This window comes from Betaproteobacteria bacterium, from assembly GCA_016791345.1.
In the GTDB taxonomy this organism is placed as follows: domain Bacteria; phylum Pseudomonadota; class Gammaproteobacteria; order Burkholderiales; family JAEUMW01; genus JAEUMW01.
In genome coordinates this window covers 1-16,544 of record JAEUMW010000268.1, presented here as the reverse complement: position 1 = coordinate 16,544, position 16,544 = coordinate 1, and the positions used below count along the sequence as shown (strand labels likewise).

Annotated in this window: 13 protein-coding genes and 1 riboswitch; of the genes, 5 read left to right on the top strand and 8 right to left on the bottom strand. The window is 64.9% G+C overall.

The window, feature by feature from the left end; translation table 11 throughout:
• The coding region (locus JNK68_10755) for a glycosyltransferase (GenBank protein MBL8540838.1) at positions 1 to 614 on the top strand (614 nt) is incomplete at its 5' end.
• 22 nt (positions 615 to 636) lie between these two features.
• Here the strand turns inward: JNK68_10755 and msbA are convergent.
• On the bottom strand, positions 637 to 2,349 hold the full coding sequence (msbA, locus tag JNK68_10750) for a lipid A export permease/ATP-binding protein MsbA (GenBank protein ID MBL8540837.1): 1,713 nt from the start codon (positions 2,347 to 2,349) through the stop codon (positions 637 to 639).
• A gap of 171 nt (positions 2,350 to 2,520) precedes the next feature.
• A complete protein-coding gene (locus JNK68_10745; protein ID MBL8540836.1) occupies positions 2,521 to 4,503 on the bottom strand; it encodes a TonB-dependent receptor in 1,983 nt (660 codons plus the stop codon).
• A gap of 124 nt (positions 4,504 to 4,627) precedes the next feature.
• Positions 4,628 to 4,864, bottom strand: a riboswitch (cobalamin riboswitch).
• A gap of 172 nt (positions 4,865 to 5,036) precedes the next feature.
• Between JNK68_10745 and JNK68_10740 the strand changes: the two genes are divergently transcribed.
• Both JNK68_10740 and JNK68_10735 read left to right on the top strand, forming a co-directional pair.
• Positions 5,037 to 5,237 (top strand): hypothetical protein, encoded by a 201-nt coding sequence (locus tag JNK68_10740; protein ID MBL8540835.1) that lies wholly within the window; start codon positions 5,037 to 5,039, stop codon positions 5,235 to 5,237.
• Complete coding sequence (locus JNK68_10735) at positions 5,234 to 5,545, top strand: cell division protein ZapA (protein MBL8540834.1); 312 nt, start codon at positions 5,234 to 5,236, stop codon at positions 5,543 to 5,545. Before JNK68_10740 ends, JNK68_10735 begins: the two co-directional genes overlap by 4 nt.
• 281 nt (positions 5,546 to 5,826) lie before the next feature.
• Here JNK68_10735 and JNK68_10730 read toward each other — a convergent pair whose 3' ends face one another.
• The 3 genes from JNK68_10730 to JNK68_10720 form a co-directional block, all read right to left on the bottom strand.
• Positions 5,827 to 7,353 (bottom strand): hypothetical protein, encoded by a 1,527-nt coding sequence (locus JNK68_10730; protein ID MBL8540833.1) that lies wholly within the window; start codon positions 7,351 to 7,353, stop codon positions 5,827 to 5,829.
• A 304-nt stretch (positions 7,354 to 7,657) separates the two neighbouring features.
• Positions 7,658 to 8,500, bottom strand: a complete 843-nt coding sequence (locus tag JNK68_10725) for a hypothetical protein (protein MBL8540832.1) — start codon at positions 8,498 to 8,500, stop codon at positions 7,658 to 7,660.
• 108 nt (positions 8,501 to 8,608) lie between these two features.
• Positions 8,609 to 9,025: a thioesterase family protein gene (locus JNK68_10720; GenBank protein ID MBL8540831.1), complete on the bottom strand. Its 417-nt coding sequence runs from the start codon at positions 9,023 to 9,025 to the stop codon at positions 8,609 to 8,611.
• Between the two features lie 171 nt (positions 9,026 to 9,196).
• On the opposite strand from JNK68_10720, the gene JNK68_10715 reads away from it, so the two are divergent.
• Both JNK68_10715 and JNK68_10710 read left to right on the top strand, forming a co-directional pair.
• Positions 9,197 to 10,054, top strand: a complete 858-nt coding sequence (locus JNK68_10715) for an amino acid ABC transporter substrate-binding protein (protein ID MBL8540830.1) — start codon at positions 9,197 to 9,199, stop codon at positions 10,052 to 10,054.
• 335 nt (positions 10,055 to 10,389) lie between these two features.
• On the top strand, positions 10,390 to 11,274 hold the full coding sequence (locus JNK68_10710; GenBank protein MBL8540829.1) for a peptidoglycan-binding protein: 885 nt from the start codon (positions 10,390 to 10,392) through the stop codon (positions 11,272 to 11,274).
• Positions 11,275 to 11,439: 165 nt separating this feature from the next.
• Here the strand turns inward: JNK68_10710 and JNK68_10705 are convergent, their stop codons facing one another.
• The 3 genes from JNK68_10705 to groES all read right to left on the bottom strand — a co-directional run bounded on the left by JNK68_10705 (position 11,440) and on the right by groES (position 16,541).
• Positions 11,440 to 14,163 (bottom strand): pyruvate, phosphate dikinase, encoded by a 2,724-nt coding sequence (locus JNK68_10705; protein ID MBL8540828.1) that lies wholly within the window; start codon positions 14,161 to 14,163, stop codon positions 11,440 to 11,442.
• A 395-nt stretch (positions 14,164 to 14,558) separates the two neighbouring features.
• Complete coding sequence (gene groL / locus JNK68_10700) at positions 14,559 to 16,193, bottom strand: chaperonin GroEL (protein ID MBL8540827.1); 1,635 nt, start codon at positions 16,191 to 16,193, stop codon at positions 14,559 to 14,561.
• Between the two features lie 54 nt (positions 16,194 to 16,247).
• Complete coding sequence (groES, locus tag JNK68_10695) at positions 16,248 to 16,541, bottom strand: co-chaperone GroES (GenBank protein ID MBL8540826.1); 294 nt, start codon at positions 16,539 to 16,541, stop codon at positions 16,248 to 16,250.
• Positions 16,542 to 16,544: the final 3 nt, after the last annotated feature.

Sequence of the window (16,544 nt, the reverse complement as noted above, 5' to 3'; positions counted from 1 at the left end):
CCACGCTCAGCCTGCCGCCGGGTCTCGACGCCGGCGCGTTCCCCGCGGAGCCGAGTCCCTTCCGCCATCTGCTGTATGCTGGCGCTGCGCGCGCCGACAAGGGTTTCGGTGCGATCGTCGATCTCGTCGCCCATCTGGCAGCGGTGCGCGCCGACGTGCCGATCACCGTGCAGACCTGCGGCGATCACTACGGGCGCCATGACGCTGCGACCCGCGCGCACGTCGAGCGGCTGCGCGCCATCACCTACCCGGGCCTGACACTGCTGCCCGATCCGCTGATGCCGAAGGAGTACGCGGCCCTCTTTCCCGGAGGCATATCGCTGCAGCCCTACCGGCGCGAGGAGTACGCATCCAAGATGAGCGCGATCACGCTCGACTCCCTGAGCGCCGGCTGCCCGGTGGTGACTATTGCGGGGACTTCGATGGCGAATCTCGTCGCGCGCTTCGACGCCGGGGCGGTCGTCGGCGAAGCTGACCCCGCCGGGCTCTGGCAGGCCTCGCAACGGCTGCTCGCCGATTACGCGGGATACTGCGAGCGCGCGCGCAGCGCGGGGGAGCAGGTGCGCCGGGAAAACAGCTGGGCGCCGCTCGTCTCGGCACTGCGCCGCGACTGAAGCCGGCGCTCGCTCTCGGTTCTCAGTCAGCCGGGATCGGTGGCGGCGCTTCCAGGTTCAGCCGATAGAGCCTGGCGTAAAGGCCGTCGCGCGCGATCAATTCGTCGTGCTTGCCGATCTCGACGATGCGTCCGCGCTCCAGCACGACGATGCGGTCGGCATTCTCGACGGTGGACAGGCGGTGCGCGATGACGAGCGTGGTGCGGCCGCGCATGAGGGTGGCGAGCGCTTCCTGCACGTGGCGCTCGGACTCCGCGTCGAGTGCGGAGGTGGCCTCGTCCAGCACCAGCACGGGGGCGTCCTTGAGGAAGGCGCGGGCGATCGCGATGCGCTGGCGCTGTCCACCCGAGAGCTTGACGCCGCGCTCGCCGGCGGGCGTCTCGAGCCCTAGCGGCAGCTGCGAGATGAAGTCCCACGCGTGTGCCGCCTGCGCCGCGGCGATGATCTCGGCAGCGGAGGCGCCGGAGCGCGCGCCGTAGGCGATGTTTGCGGCGATGGTGTCGTCGAAGAGCACGATCTCCTGCGACACGAAGCCGATGTTGGCGCGCAGGCTCGCCAGCGTGAGGTCCGAGAGATCGTGGCCGTCGAGTTCGATGCGGCCGGCGGTCAACTCGTAGAAGCGCGGCAACAGGGCGACCAGGGTTGTCTTCCCGGCACCTGACGGGCCGACCAGCGCCACCGTCTCCCCCGGCCGGATCTCGAGCGAGACGTCGTCGACCGCGCGAGCGTCTGATCCCGCGTAGGCGAACGTCGCACGGTCGTAGCGAATCGCACCGCGGGCGCGGGCGAGCGTCACCGTGCCGGTGTCGGATTCCGCGGGCTCGTCGAGGAACTCGAATACGGTCGCTGCCGCCGCCAAGCTGCGCTGCATGCTCTCGTTGACCGTCGTCAGGCGTTTGAGCGGCGCGATCAGCAGCATCGCCGCCACCAGGAAGGAGACGAAGCCACCCACGGTGGTCTGGTCGGCGGCCGACTGCAGCACCGCGAGATAGACGATCGCCGCCACCCCGATCGAGACCACGACCTGCACCAGCGGCCAGTTTGCCGCCGCCGCCGTCTCGCGCTTCATGTTGAAGCGGCGCACGCGCGCGGCCTGATCTGCGAAGCGCTCCGCCTCGTAGCCCTGTCCGCCGAATACCTTGACCACCTTCATGCCCGCGGTGGTCTCGTTCAGCACCTGGTTGAGATCGCCCATTGCCTCCTGCGCGCCCTGGCTCATGGTGCGCAGGCGCCGGCTCACCGTGCCGACGACGAACATGATTGGCGGCGCGATGACAAAGGTGAGCAGCGTGAGCTTCCAGTTGAGGTACAGGAGATAGCTCATCAGGGCGATGATGGAGAGCCCGTCCTTGATGATCACGGTGGCGACGCTGCTCGTGCCGAGCGCCACCTGCGTCGCGTCGAAGGTGAAGCGCGAGACGACGACACCGCTCGCATTGCTCTCGAAATACGCGGTCGGCAGCGCGAGCAGCTTGCGGAACATCTGCGTGCGCAGGTCGTACACGACCTTGTTGCCGAGCCAGTTCGAGCCGTAGACGGAAACGAAGGTGCCGAAGCCCTGGATCAGCATCAGCCCGACGATGAGCACCGGGGCTAGCCGCATCCAGAACGGGTCGCGGTGGACGAAGGTGCCGTCGAGCAGCGGTTTCATGAGCGCAGCGAGCGCCGGTTGCGTCACCGCTGCGACGACCATGCCGACCATCGCCACCAGGAAGCGCTGCCAGTACGGCAGCATGTAGGACAGCAGGCGCCGCAGCAGCGTGCGGCTGTCAGCGGCGGCGGCGGGAGTCCTGCGGGACGAGGTGGCGGGGGTGGCGGGCGGCACGGTGAGGGATACGGCCGCGACGTGCGGCGCGCGCCGGATTATGCGGCAGCGCGCGCGCGCCGGTCAAAACCGCCGCCCGCCTCAGCGAAACGCGTAAAGCGCCGACCCGAAGAAGGTGATGCCCGCCTGCGGATAGGCGATGTACGTCGGCGCCACCACCAGCCCGTAGTTGAAGTACTTTTCGTTGAACAGGTTGTTCACGCCAGCGGCCAGCGTCCAGCCTTCGATGTCGTATTCCGCCTTGAGATTCACCAGCGTGTAGGACGGGATCTTCTGCCCGAAGGTATTGGTGGCGTCGCCGTCGAAGAACTGATCGCCGACGTAGCTCACGGTCGCGTAGAAGCGAGCGTTCGGCAGGAAGCGCCAGAGCATCTGCGCGTTTGCCTTGTTCTTGGCGACCAATGGCACGCTCTTGCCGGAGAGCGACGCGCCACCCACGTCCCCGCTGCGGAACTCGGCGATCGCGTACGTGTAGTTGGCCGACAGGTCGAAGGCTTCGGAAGGCGACCAGCGGCCCGTCACCTCCACGCCATAGCGCTCGGTCGGCGGCAGGTTGACGTTGGTGAAGGTCACCGGATTGAAATAGATCTCGTTGTTGAGCCGCATGTCGTAGAACGTCGTGCGCAGCGAGTACCCGGACGCCGCGTATTCGAGGCCGATCTCGCCGCCGAGCGAGGTCTGTATCGCGAGGTTGCTCACGATCGGATCGAAGTTCGGACCGCCGAACTGGTTGAAGAGCTCGTCGATATTCGGAACACGGAAGCTGCGGCCATACTTGCCGAACGCGGCGAGCCCGCTGACCAGACCCTGGCGCAGCGCAAACTCCCATGCGACCGGATTTCCCGTTGTCGAGCCCCGCGCATAGGGCTGGACGCTCTCGCGGTCCTGCGCGAACTGCGACACCTGCTGCACCCGTCCGCCGTACGAGAACAGCGTTGTCGGCGTGAGCTGCGAGGTCTGCTGCGCGTACAGCGCCCAATCGGTCTGATTGGCCTCGAGCCGTGCCGGGCCGAAGTCACGATTCTGGTTGTAGTACCACCACGAGGCGTCCCAGCCTGCCACCAGCGTGTGCTCGAAGCCGAAAAGGGAGTACGGCAGGCGTCCACGGGGCGACAGCGTCCAGACGTCGACGTCGGTCTCCGTGTTGAAGGTATTGCCGAAGAACAGGATGGAGGCATTCGCGGCCCGGTTGCGATAGGTCGCATCGATCGCGAGTTCACCGTCGCCGATCCCCTGCCGGCCGCTCAGGATCGTGCCCCAGCCGCGCAGCGTCGAGGAGTCGTTGGGGGTGGATGCCGCGCGCGGGTTGCGGGCGATCTGTTCTGCGGTCAGGGCGCCAGGAAGCTGCAGGCTCTGGTCGTTGCCGAATGCCCGCAGGCTGATCGAGCTCGTCGCATCGAACCAGCGCAGCTCACCCGTGCCGTTGCCTTGCGAAAAACGGTTGTTCTCGCGATAGTTGTCGGAGCCGTTGTAGCCGACGAAGGCGTTGGCCGCGACATGCTCGCCGCCGGCGCTGGCGCCGGCCTCCCCGCGCACCGTGCTGTAGCTGCCGCCGAGTGCGAGCGCCTGACCGCTCACGGCGCCGCTCTTCGGCGCCTTGGTGATGATGTTGATGACGCCGCCCGTGGCACCGCCCCCGTAGAGCACGGCGCCACTGCCGCTCTGGATCTCGATGCGCTCGATCGAGTCCAGCGGCACCGTCGACCAGCGCGCCGTGGTGAGCTCGTTCTCGGAGAGACGCTGGCCGTCGAGCAGGACCAGCGTGTTCTGGTCGCCGGTGAGACCAAAGCCGCGCATGTCGACCTGCTGATCCGGGCTGCCCGAGGCATCGCGAATCTGTACGCCGGCGCGCAGCGACAACAGTTGCGGCAACGTCTGCGAGCCACTGCGTGAGATTTCGTCTGCAGTGATGACGCTCACCCCGATGGGCAGGTCGCGGTTCTCCTGGGGAAACCGCGTTGCCGTGACCACGACCTCGTCGGCGATGGATTCGGCGCTGGACTGGGCAAAACCGCAGACGGGGACGGCGAGGGCCGCCATCCCCATAAGGGCGCGATGCTTCATTCTTGGATTCTCCCTGGCTTGCGACGTGCCCTCCGCACGCCGTGTCGATCGATCGGATCGGAACACCCGTGGAGAGTGAAACGTGAGCCGGGGAGGCGCGCGCCGATCCGCCCTCCGCGGAACGTCCGTTGCAGTTGTCGGAGGCCGGTATCCGGGCTCGTGAGGCGGGACGCTCGTGCGTCCCGGGTGCGCCGCCTTCCCGTGGGCTTTGGTCCCACAGTGGCGTCGGTGGCGCGCCCATGCTCACTTACCGTTGCGGGGGCAGCACAGGAATTGGGACCGCTTGCGCGATGCCGCACCTGTTTCCCGTTCAACCACTGCCGAGTGAACTGGCAGCGGCACCTCAACGGGGCGAAGTATAGCCCGAAAGGTCCGCGAAAGCGCCCCGCCAAGGGCACGCTCACACCGCCGGCGGGACGCCCGCGAGCACTCCGTTCGTCCGTCAAGCGCGGCAGGAGCGTACCTGCGAAGCAACATTCACTGCCGACTGCTGGTGATTGACGCTACGGAATTTATGTCACTATAGTTCGCCTATGGATACCGAGCTTGGCGCCTTCGAGAAGAAGTTAATGCTGCTGGTGGAGACCTGTCAGAGGCTGCGCTCCGAGAACCGGCGGCTGCGTGACGAACTCGGCGAAAGCCGGAATGAGCTGCGCCACTTTCAGGAGCGCGTCGAAGGTGCGCGCGCGCGCCTCGAGCGGCTCGTCGAACAGTTGCCGGACGAAATGCCATGAACGCGGCGCCGAAGACGCTCGATGTCACCATCATGGGGCGCGAGTATCGCGTCGCCTGCCCGTCGAACCAGGAAAAGGAACTGCTGGAGGCGGTGGTCTATCTCGATCGCAAGATGCGGGAGATTCGCGAGCAGGGAAAGGTCGTCGGCGTCGAGCGCATTGCCGTGATGGCGGCGCTCAATATCGCACACGAATTGCTCGCGACGCGGGCCGGCGGAGCAATTGACATCACGGACTTCAAGCGTAGAATCGAAATCATGCAGGCGGCCATTGACGGCGCACTTGTGGATCAGGAGCAGCAAGGCTGATCGCGTTCCGGTTTATGTCCCCTGCGGTGCCGTCCGGACCATATACTCTTTGAACCAATATAGTTTATTTGGTTGCGGACTCAAGCAGCGCTGTTGTGCGACTCCGGATCGGAATTGCCTGATGCGTTCGGAAAGCGACCACTCTTGAACCCCAGGTTCAAGATGCCGGTCCGGCGGCATTCGCGGGGGGCGCCCCTCACGTAAGCGGGGGTTTCGTGCCCGCACAGAGAGAAAAGGGCGGCTGAGCCGCCCTTTTTCCGTCCCACTTTTCCTTCAGTCCATCACGACGGCTTGGGCTCGTCGATGCGGTAGCGCGCGATGTCGAAGTCATCACCGCCTTCGACGAAGCCGACCGGCGTCAGTGTATGAACGACGCCGCGCACCACCATCTCCATGGGCAGGCGGGACGAGTAAGCACCGGCCTCCATCACGAGGTCGACCTCGCCCGAGCACTTGAGGTTGAGGCCGAGCACCGCGGCGTTGGGGAAATGATCTGCCGGGTTCGGGGAGATTGGCGTTCCCGCTGCCACCAGGTGCACCGGAATCGCAGCCTTCGAGAAGGATTCGATGCCGACATGACACTGACGATTCTCGTCGCGCGACATCCGCCGAACCACACCTACGCCCCACACCGGCGCCGCCTCCGGTTTGATCGCGACGAGTGCGCCGACGCGCACCCAGTCACCCTTGACGTGCGAGATGATGGCGCCGTAACCACCGCGACTCACGTTCTCAGCGATCCAGCTTTCGGTGACGTCGTCGACGAAGGGTCCGCCGACGTAGCCCTGCAGCGCATCCAGCAGCCCCTGAAAGGCCGGCACCACGTTCACGCGCGACATCGTCGCATGACGTTCGGATTCCCGCTGCGGCGGATTTGCGGACCAGTAGAGGCTGAGGTGCTGCGCAACCTCGCGCACCATGCGCGGCTCGTATCCGCCGAAGGCAGTCCCTTCCACGGCTCCCTGCTGCGCGAGGTCCTTGCTGATGCGTTCGAGGTGCGGCAGCGCGCTGTGGCACGCGAGGTAACGCAGCGACGGGCCTTCGTCGTCAGCGCGCGCGCGCCGCGGCGGCTGCTCGCCGATCACCTCGAACGCATGGGTCGTGTCGGTGCTCCGGCTTGTCTCGATGGCCACGAATTCCGCGCAGCGCGACACGAGGTGCGAGGCGATGTCGATCTGCAGGGGGATCAGGCTGCATGGCGAAGAGACGGCGAGCATCAGCATCTTGACCAGCTCGCGCTCGACCGTCGAGCGGCCGGCCTGACCGGGATGAAGCGTGACCTCCTTGCGGGCGCAGCCGTGTTTCTGGCCGACCTGGTAGATGCGCGCGGCTTCCTGCCAGAGTCGGCCCTCGATACCACCGTGGCGGAGCAGCACCCACTTCATCTCCTTGCGCAGCGCGCGCATCGCGTGGCAGCCCATGACCGGCGCACGCAGCTGCAGCGATGTCGCACCCGTCACGCCGGCGTCGTATTCCATCATGCAGAGCTGGTACGCGACGGCCAGCTGATGCCAGAGGCGGTGGGCGGCGTTCCACAGACGTTGCTCGCGCGCCGCGGGCAGGCGTCCGCTGCGGCCGTAGTCCCGGGCAACACGGCGTTCGAGCAGGGTGGCCGTCTCCTCGAATACGCTGATCGCCTCGAAGCGCTTGTCGAGTCGAACCTCCGGCAACGCCGTCAAGGTTTCGATCCATTCGACGACCTGTTCGAGCGACCGCAGGGCGTCGCCGGAGGGCAGGTCGGAGACGAGCTTTCTCGCCTCGCGGGGGTCGGCGGGCCGGTGATCGGCGCGTTTGGCGATTCTGAGCATCTGTTGCCTCGTCCTCAAGTTGGGCTCCGGCGGACGATCCGCCAAGGATGACGAGGCGTCGAATCGGCAGTTATCGTGCCATTGATGAGCGAAAGGCGCAGAGGGCGAAACAGTGCGAGTTCGCGAGAAGAAGTCCATCCCCCTACCGTCATGCGGTTCGGGCGTAGCGAACTATACGATGTCGCGGTGTGTGAACGAGGACGCCGCGTGGTACTGCCACGACCCGAAGGAGAAGTGAACGTTACAGTGGCATCGTGTCGCGCGCATGAGAATGCTCACGGCTCGTCGAGCCGTGTCGGCAGAGTCACTCCCGAAGTCGTGCGCGTACGTCCTTGAGGCGCGCGAGGTTGTTCACCACGGTCGGCACGTGATTCAGTCCTTCGAGATAGTCGTAGACGTACGTGAGGACGGCATAGATGGCGCCTGCGGTGAACGCGGGCGACTGCGTGAAGTCGATGAGAATGAACACCAGCGCGACGATGGTGGCAAGCTCGGTCAGGGCCCAAGTCCACGACTCCGTGTCGGAAAGCTTCACGCGCCATCGTCGCAGCAGCCCGAAGTGGCGACCGATACGGAAGCGACGGCGCGAAGCGATAGCGTCAACCTCTCGTTCGATCTCGCTGTTGATACCCTGATTCAGACGCAGCGCTTTGCGCCAGTACCAACCATTGACGAGCCCCATCGGCAGCAGAACGGCCATCGCCAGCGTGCCCGCATCGACGTCGTACACGAAGAGCATCACCAGCGAGCCCAATATCAGGAGAATGTTCTGGAAGATCGCGGGAACCTCCTTCTCGAAGAACCCGACGACGTCGCGGACCATCTCGACGCGTGCGGAAACCGTGCTGGTACCGTGGCCACGGCCTTGCTGTACGCCGACCACGTGTGCGGCAACCTGCGCGTAGAGCCCCATGAACACCCTCGTGTCGAGGCGCTGACGGGAAAAGGACAAGGCCAGGTGCACCAGCCAGACACCCACCAGTGCCGCCAGGCCGATGAAATCTCGTTTTACGAGACGGTCGACAGCGATACCGGTGAGTGCCGGGTAAGCGAGCGTGCAGACGTTCTCAAGCAGCGTGAGCGTGTAGGTAAGCGCAACGGCGCCGCGGCGTGCATGCAGAAGCCTGCCAATGGTGACGTCACTCACCGCCGTGTGGCCCGGAAGACATGGCGAGAACGTGGAGGCCCGCCCGCTGCCCTGCCAGGTACCTGACCTGAGGGGCCGTGCGGGGCTGCGGCCGGCTGGGCCGTTTCGCTACGAGCTCGGTCCCGCCTGATCGAGCTTGGCGCGAACGCGTGCGTCGAAGCGCTCCGCATCGACGAGTGCCCGGACATGTGTCCCTTCGCCGATCGGTTCCTTCTCGTCGACCGCTGCGATGCCAAACGTGAGCACGCGATCATCGACCTTGAGCAGTTCCGCCGTCGCGCGCACGCGCATGCCGACCGGTGTCGCGGCGAGATGGCGGACGTCGAGGTGGGTGCCGACACTCTGTTGGCCGGGTGCCAGCGCGTCTTCCACCGCGGCGACCGCGGCGGTCTCCATCAGCGCGATCATCAGGGGTGTGGCAAACACTCGCACTCGGCCGCTGCCGACGCGCAGCGCCGTGTGCTCCTCGCCCACCACGAGTTCCGCTTCGCCCTTCAAGCCCGGTTTCAGTGCGTCCGCCGCCATCTTTGTCTCCGCGTGATGGCGACATGGTAGCGAATCAGCGCGCACCTGCGCAGCACCAGCGCTGTGGACATCGTTGAACCGCGGTCCGCAGCCATGCAAAGCTCATTTGCCGCGCAAGAAAAAAACCCTTACCCTGCGCGGCTGTTTTCCCACGCCCAAGGAGTTCTGCCCATGTTTCGTCGCCTTGCCACCCTCGTCGTCGCGGCGCTGTTCGCACCTGCGCTTGCCAGCGCCCAGGTCGATGGCCATCTCAAGAAGATCAAGGAATCGAAGAGCGTCGCCATCGCGTACCGCAGCGACGCGGCGCCTTTCTCCTTCGTCGATCAGTCGAAGGAGCCAACCGGCTACAGCATCGAGCTCTGCCGTCGCGTGGTAAGCACGATCGCGCAGCAGATCGGCGCCGAAGGCGTACAGATCAAGTGGGTGCCGGTCACGGTGCAGAACCGCCTCGAGACCATCGAGAAAGGGCAGGCCGACATGGAGTGCGGGTCGACCACGGTCACGCTGTCGCGCATGAAGAAGGTGAACTTCTCGAGCTTCACGTTCGTCGACGGTACCGGGCTGCTCATCAAGGCGGATTCGCCGGCGCGCCAGCTGTCCGATCTCTCCGGCAAGAAGATCGGCGTCATCCCCGGGACGACCAACGAGAAGGCGCTGAACGAGGCGCTCAAGAGGGGCGTGATCAACGCTACCGTCGTGCCCATCAAGACGCGCGAAGAAGGGCTCGCCCAGCTCGAAGCCGGTCAGCTCGACGCCTTCGCCAGCGACAAGGTGCTGCTCATGGCGCTCGCGCCGAAGGCGAAGGATCCGAAGGCGATCGCGCTTCTGACCGAAGATCTCTCCTTCGAGCCGTACGCCATCACCCTGCCGCGCAACGACGACAATTTCCGCTTGGCCGTGAACGGCGCGCTCGCCGAGATCTACCGCAGCGGTGCGATCGTCGAGATCTTCAATCGCTGGTTCGGCGCCATCGGCAAGCCCGGCATCATGATTCAGGCAGCCTTCATCTTCGGCGCGATTCCCGAGTAATCCGCGCCGCCGCGGGGCGCGGGGTGAGTCCCCGTCGTCCCGCGGTGCAATACGAGCGTCTGGGGGTGATCTCGGGCTGTTGCGCCCGCGCTGTCTGAGCGCTTGCCACGGTGCTCGCCCATCCGCCGCCTCCCGGGGTAGGTGCGGGGCAGCTCTCCGGGTAGCGTCCCCGCCTCGGCATTGGCTTCTCTGTTTCTTCTTCCGCAAGAGCAGCAAAGCAGTGCTTCGGAACTAGTCCGTTGGTAGGACAGGACCTTCTATCCGCTTTGGATGTTGTCTAATGTACCGGCTGCGGGGGTCGGCCCGCTGGTTCCGGGGACATCAAGGGAGGCAACATGAATCACATCATCCTTACGCGGCGCTCCTTCGGTGTCGTCGCTGCTGTCATCGCCGCGCTGGGCACTGGTTGTTCGAATATGCAAATGGGCTCGCCGGAGGCGAAGACCACAGCAACCGGGTCGGCGGGCGGCGCCACGTCCGTGAATGCCAACCCCCAGCTGGAGAAATGTCCGAAGCCGCTCGGCACGCTCGCAGTCGTGGAAGACGTGAATTCGTATTGGTACGGCTACCTGACCGGACAGTTGCGACTCGGGTCGACAACACCCGTCCTCAAGCTGATGGTGCAGCAGTCCAATTGCTTCATGGTGGTCGAGCGCGGCCGCGCCATGAACAACATGATGCAGGAGCGTGCCCTGCAGGACGCAGGTGAACTGCGTCAGCAGTCCAATTTCGGGAAGGGCCAGATGGTCGCGGCCGATTACTCGATGAGCCCTTCGATCACCTTCAGCAACCAGAACGCCGGCGGCGTCGGTGCGGGCGTCGGTGGCTGGGTCGGGGCGGTGGTGGGGGCGGCGGGAAAAATCAACTTCAAGGAAGCGAGCACGATGCTGACCCTGGTCGACAATCGGTCGGGTGTGCAGGTCGCCGCGGCCGAGGGCAGTGCCCGCAACATGGACTTCGGTGCGATCGGGGGAGTCTTTGGCGGCGCGCTCGGCGGTGTGGGCGGCGGCTATGCCAACACCGCGGAAGGCAAGGTGATCGTCGCCGCTTTCACGGATTCCTACAACAACCTGGTGAGAGCGGCCCGCAACTATCAGCCACAGATTATCGAAGGCGGACCCGGCACCGGTGGGGCGCTCGGAGTCCAAGGCTCCCAGCCGCAGCAGGCTGCACCGGCCGCGGCGACACCGACAACCACCAAGAAGAAGAAATCACAGTAGGCAGACGACGCATCCACCGCAAAGGGGCGCTGATGCGCCCTTTGCTTTTTCACCGAATGACGGAAACGGGCGGACGGGGACGTTCATGAAAAAAAGCCGCAGACCCCTCGGCCTGCGGCTTCTTCCAGGATGCGAGGCGGGCGGCGCATGCCGCCCACTGTGTCGCTACTCCTTCTTCTCGGCAAGTGCAGCGTGGGCTGCCGCCAGGCGCGCGATCGGCACACGGAACGGCGAGCAGCTCACGTAGTCGAGGCCGATCTTGTGGCAGAAGGCGATGCTCTTCGGATCGCCGCCGTGCTCGCCGCAGATGCCGACGTTGAGGTCGGGGCGCGTGCTGCGCCCGAGGTTCACCCCCATCTCCATGAGCTTGCCGACTCCGCCCTGGTCCACCGTGGCGAAGGGATTCTCGGGGAGGATGCGCTTCTCGAGGTACTCCTGCAGGAATCCGGTCTCCGCGTCGTCGCGCGAAATGCCGAAGGTGGTCTGGGTGAGGTCGTTGGTCCCGAACGAGAAGAACTGCGCGTACTTCGCGATCTGGTCGGCGGTGAGCGCGGCACGCGGGATCTCGATCATCGTCCCGAACTCGTACTTGATGCGCATCCCCTGCTCTTTCATCACCAGCTTCGCCTCGGCCTCGAGGATCTCGTCCTCGATCTTGAGCTCGCTGCTGTGCGTAATCAGCGGGATCATGATCTTCGGATGGACCTTTACGCCTTCCTTGGAGACCTGGCAGGCCGCCTCGATGATGGCGCGCACCTGCATGCGCACGAGCCCGGGCAGGTGAATGCCCAAACGCACGCCGCGCAGCCCGAGCATCGGGTTCGCTTCGCGCATGCCGTCGACCGCATCCAGCAGGCTCTTCTTCTGTTGCAGGGTGCCGGCAAGAGTCTGGGTGTCGACCCCTGTTCCTGACATCGAGATGCGGGTTTCGAGCTGCGTCACTTCCTGCAGGAGTTCTCCGTAGCTCGGCAGGAACTCGTGCAAAGGCGGGTCGATCAGGCGAATGGTGACCGGCTGACCATCCATCGCGCGGAACAGGCCGACGAAGTCCTCTCGCTGGAACGGCAGCAGCTTCGCGAGCGGCCCGGCGCGCTCCTCGTCGGTCTTGGCGAGGATCATCTGCTGCACGATCGGCAGGCGCGCCGTCTCGAAGAACATGTGCTCGGTGCGGCACAGCCCGATGCCTTCGGCGCCGTACTGGCGTGCGCGCTCCGCATCACGCGGGTAGTCGGCGTTCGCCCACACCCCGAGCCTGCGAAAACCGTCGGCCCAGTCGAGCAGCTTGATCAGATATTCGTCGTCGAAACCGGGGATGACGGTCTTCAGTTCGCCGGCGAACACTTCGCCCGTCGTGCCGTCGATGGACACGGCCTCACCTTCCTTGAAGGTGCGACCCCCAACGGTGAACTGACGCTTCTCCGCGTCGACCTCCATCGCGGACACCCCAACGACCGCGGGCTTGCCGAACTGCCGCGCCACGAGTGCCGCATGGCTGGTACGCCCGCCGCGGCTCGTCAGAATGCCCTTCGCGGCGAGCATGCCGTGGACGTCGTCGGGCTTCGTCTCCGGACGCACCATGATGACGTTCTTCTTGCCCTTGATGCCCCACTCCTCGGCGAGGTCGGCGTCGAAGGCGAGCACACCGCTGGCAGCGCCCGGCGAGACGTTGAGGCCGGTTGCGATCTTGTCTCCGCGCTCCTTCGCTGCCGCCTTCTCGGCCGCATCAAACTGCGGGTGCAAGAAGTAGTCGACATGATCCGGCGAGACGCGCATGACCGCCTCTTCGCGCGTGATCAGGCGCTCGTTGGCGAGGTCGACGGCGATGCGCACGGCTGCCTTGGCGGTGCGCTTCGCATCGCGCGTCTGCAGCATCCACAGCTTGCCGCGCTCGATGGTGAACTCGACGTCCTGGGTGTCGCGGTAGTGTTTCTCGAGCTTCTTGCAGATCTTCTCGAACTGCGCATAGATGCGCGGCATCTCGTCGCGCAGCGCCGAGATCGGCTTGGTGGCGCGAATGCCGGCCACCACGTCCTCGCCCTGTGCGTTGGTGAGGTAATCGCCTTCGATCTCGCGATCACCGGTGGAGACGTTGCGGGTGGTGACGACACCGGTGCCGCAATTCTCGCCCATGTTGCCGAACACCATCGTGATGATGTTGACGGCGGTGCCGAGGTCGTGAGCGATGCCGGCGGCGTTGCGGTAGTCGATCGCGCGCTTGCCGTTCCACGACTTGAACACCGCCTCGGTCGCGAGTCGCATCTGCTCGAGCGGATCGGTCGGAAACTCGAACTTGGTGTGCTGCTTGAAGATGTCCTTGAATTCCGCGGTGATCGCGCGCAGATCGTCCGGCGCGAGGTCGGCGTCGTTCGCCACGCCCCGCTCGTCGCGGTAGCGCCCCAGCACCTCCTCGAACGGCTCGTCCGGGAGGTTCATCACCACCGTGCCGTACATCTGCACGAGACGGCGATAGGCGTCGTAGACGAAACGCTCGTCCTGCGTGAGCTCGATGAGGCCCTCGGCGACCTCGTCGTTGAGGCCGATGTTGAGCACGGTGTCCATCATGCCCGGCATCGAGAACTTGGCACCCGAACGGCACGACACGAGCAGCGGATTCTTCGGGTCGCCGAACTTCTTCCCGGCGAGCTTCTCGACCTTTGCGAGGGCCCCGATGGCCTGCTCCCACAGCCCCGACGGGAAGCCGCCTTCGGCCAGGTAGGCATTGCAGGCGCGGGTCGTCACGATGAAGCCGGGAGGCACCGGCAGCCCCAGCACGGTCATCTCTGACAGATTGGCGCCCTTGCCCCCGAGCAGGTCGCGCATGCTCGCGTCGCCCTCCTCCAGGAGATAAACCCATTTTTCCTTGCGCGGTGTGCGCGCAGGCGTCTTCATCCGTGCCTTACTGGCTGCACGTGAGGCCTGCTTGCGCGGAGTGGACTTCTTCAAGGCTTTGCTTGTGCTTGGCATGGTCGACCCTGCTCCCTGTTCGATATAGACGATCCCCGGGTGGTGATCGGATGGAGAGAGGGCGTGTGCAGCCGAAGCTGTTTGGCGTAGCCTCCCCCTTGCCTCCCGGGCGCCGAAGGTAAAGCGGCCCGGAAACTTTCGTACCGATCGAACGCCGGCTGGAGGGCGAAGTGTACCGAAAAATCAAGTCGAGCCGAAAACACAAGTGCGACTTTTTTGCACGGGGTTGAGGTTTGTCAAACGGAAAAGAAAAAAGCCCGGCAGAAGCCGGGCCTTTGCGTGCGCGCCCCTCGGGCTACGAGGGGCGAAGTCGCGCTGGCTTACATGTCCATGTCGCCCATGCCGCCCATGCCGCCGCCAGGCATCGGCTTGTCGTCCTTCGGCAGCTCGGCGACCATGGCGTCGGTCGTGAGGATGAGGCCGGCCACTGACGCTGCGTTCTGCAGCGCGCAGCGGGTGACCTTGGTCGGATCCACCACACCGCTCTCGACTAAGTCGGCGTAGTCACCGGACTGGGCGTTGTAGCCGTAGTTGCCCTTGCCTTCGACGACCTTGTTGACGACCACTGAGGCTTCTTCACCGGCGTTGTCGACGATGGTGCGAAGCGGCTCCTCGAGTGCCCGCAGCACGATCTTGATGCCAGCGTCCTGATCGGGGTTGTCGCCCTTGGCCTTTGCCACGGCGTCGCGACAACGGATGAGGGCAACGCCTCCACCCGGAACGATGCCTTCCTCGACGGCCGCACGCGTTGCGTGCAGTGCGTCTTCGACGCGTGCCTTCTTCTCCTTCATTTCGACTTCGGTTGCGGCGCCGACCTTGATCACCGCCACGCCACCGGCCAGTTTCGCGACGCGCTCCTGCAGCTTCTCGCGATCGTAATCGCTGGTGGCTTCTTCGATCTGCGTGCGAATCTGCTTGACGCGGCCTTCAATGGTCTTGGCATCGCCGGCGCCGTCGATGATAGTGGTGTTCTCCTTGCCGATCTCGATGCGCTTCGCCTGACCGAGATCGTTCAGGGTCGCCTTTTCGAGCGACAGACCGACTTCCTCGGCGATGACCGTACCGCCGGTCAGGATGGCGATGTCTTCCAGCATGGCCTTGCGACGATCGCCGAAGCCCGGTGCCTTTACCGCGCAGGTCTTGAGGATGCCGCGGATGTTGTTGACGACCAGGGTTGCCAGCGCTTCGCCGTCGACGTCTTCGGCGATGATGAGCAGCGGCTTGCCGGCCTTCGCAACCTGCTCCAGCACGGGCAGGAGGTCACGGATGTTGGAGATCTTCTTGTCGTGCAGCAGAACGTACGGATTCTCCAGCACCGCGATCTGCTTCTCGGCATTGTTGATGAAATAGGGCGAGAGGTAACCGCGGTCGAACTGCATGCCCTCGACCACTTCCAGTTCCATCTCCAGCGACGAGCCGTCCTCGACGGTGATAACGCCTTCCTTGCCGACCTTCTCCATGGCCTCGGCGATCTTGTCGCCGATCGAGGAATCCGCGTTGGCGGAAATGGCGCCAACCTGGGCGATCTCCTTGCTCGTGGTGCAGGGCTTGGAGAGCTTCTTCAGTTCCTCGATGGTGGCGGCAACCGCCTTGTCGATGCCGCGCTTGAGATCCATCGGGTTCATGCCCGCGGCGACGAACTTCATGCCTTCCTGAACGATCGACTGGGCGAGCACCGTCGCGGTCGTCGTCCCGTCACCGGCCACGTCCGAAGTCTTGGACGCTACTTCCTTCACCATCTGGGCGCCCATGTTCTCGAACTTGTCCTTGAGTTCGATCTCCTTCGCGACCGAGACACCGTCCTTGGTCACGGTGGGTGCGCCGAACGCGCGTTCCAGCACGACGTTGCGACCCTTCGGGCCGAGGGTCACCTTGACCGCGTCGGCCAGCACGTTGACGCCCGCCACGATCTTGTGGCGCGCGCTGTCATGAAACTTCACTTCCTTTGCAGGCATTCTTTCAATCTCCTAACCTAGATTTCCCAGATAACCAGTGCTCGCGGTCGCGGCTCAGGCGGCTTCGATCACGCCCATGATGTCTTCCTCGCGCATCACGAGGAGTTCCTCACCCTCAACCTTCACCGTCTGCCCGGAATACTTTCCGAACAGCACGCGGTCACCCTTCTTGACTTCCAGCGGGCGCACCTTGCCATCTTCCAGCACCTTGCCGGTGCCGACGGCGACGATCTCGCCCTGATCCGGCTTCTCGGCGGCAGTGTCGGGGATGACGATACCCGAGGCGGTTTTGCGCTCTTCCTCCAGGCGCTTGACGATGACTCGATCGTGAAGCGGACGAATTTTCATATA

Bases quoted from the DNA above. Each gene is read 5' to 3' on its own strand.
- JNK68_10745 (MBL8540836.1), bottom strand. From the start codon at position 4,503: ATGAAGCATCGCGCCCTTATGGGGATGGCGGCCCTCGCCGTCCCCGTC.
- JNK68_10730 (MBL8540833.1), bottom strand. From the start codon at position 7,353: ATGCTCAGAATCGCCAAACGCGCCGATCACCGGCCCGCCGACCCCCGC.
- JNK68_10740 (MBL8540835.1), top strand. From the start codon at position 5,037: ATGGATACCGAGCTTGGCGCCTTCGAGAAGAAGTTAATGCTGCTGGTG.
- groES (MBL8540826.1), bottom strand. From the start codon at position 16,541: ATGAAAATTCGTCCGCTTCACGATCGAGTCATCGTCAAGCGCCTGGAG.
- msbA (MBL8540837.1), bottom strand. From the start codon at position 2,349: ATGCTGCCGTACTGGCAGCGCTTCCTGGTGGCGATGGTCGGCATGGTC.
- JNK68_10715 (MBL8540830.1), top strand. From the start codon at position 9,197: ATGTTTCGTCGCCTTGCCACCCTCGTCGTCGCGGCGCTGTTCGCACCT.
- JNK68_10705 (MBL8540828.1), bottom strand. From the start codon at position 14,163: ATGAAGACGCCTGCGCGCACACCGCGCAAGGAAAAATGGGTTTATCTC.
- JNK68_10735 (MBL8540834.1), top strand. From the start codon at position 5,234: ATGAACGCGGCGCCGAAGACGCTCGATGTCACCATCATGGGGCGCGAG.
- groL (MBL8540827.1), bottom strand. From the start codon at position 16,193: ATGCCTGCAAAGGAAGTGAAGTTTCATGACAGCGCGCGCCACAAGATC.
- JNK68_10720 (MBL8540831.1), bottom strand. From the start codon at position 9,025: ATGGCGGCGGACGCACTGAAACCGGGCTTGAAGGGCGAAGCGGAACTC.
- JNK68_10710 (MBL8540829.1), top strand. From the start codon at position 10,390: ATGAATCACATCATCCTTACGCGGCGCTCCTTCGGTGTCGTCGCTGCT.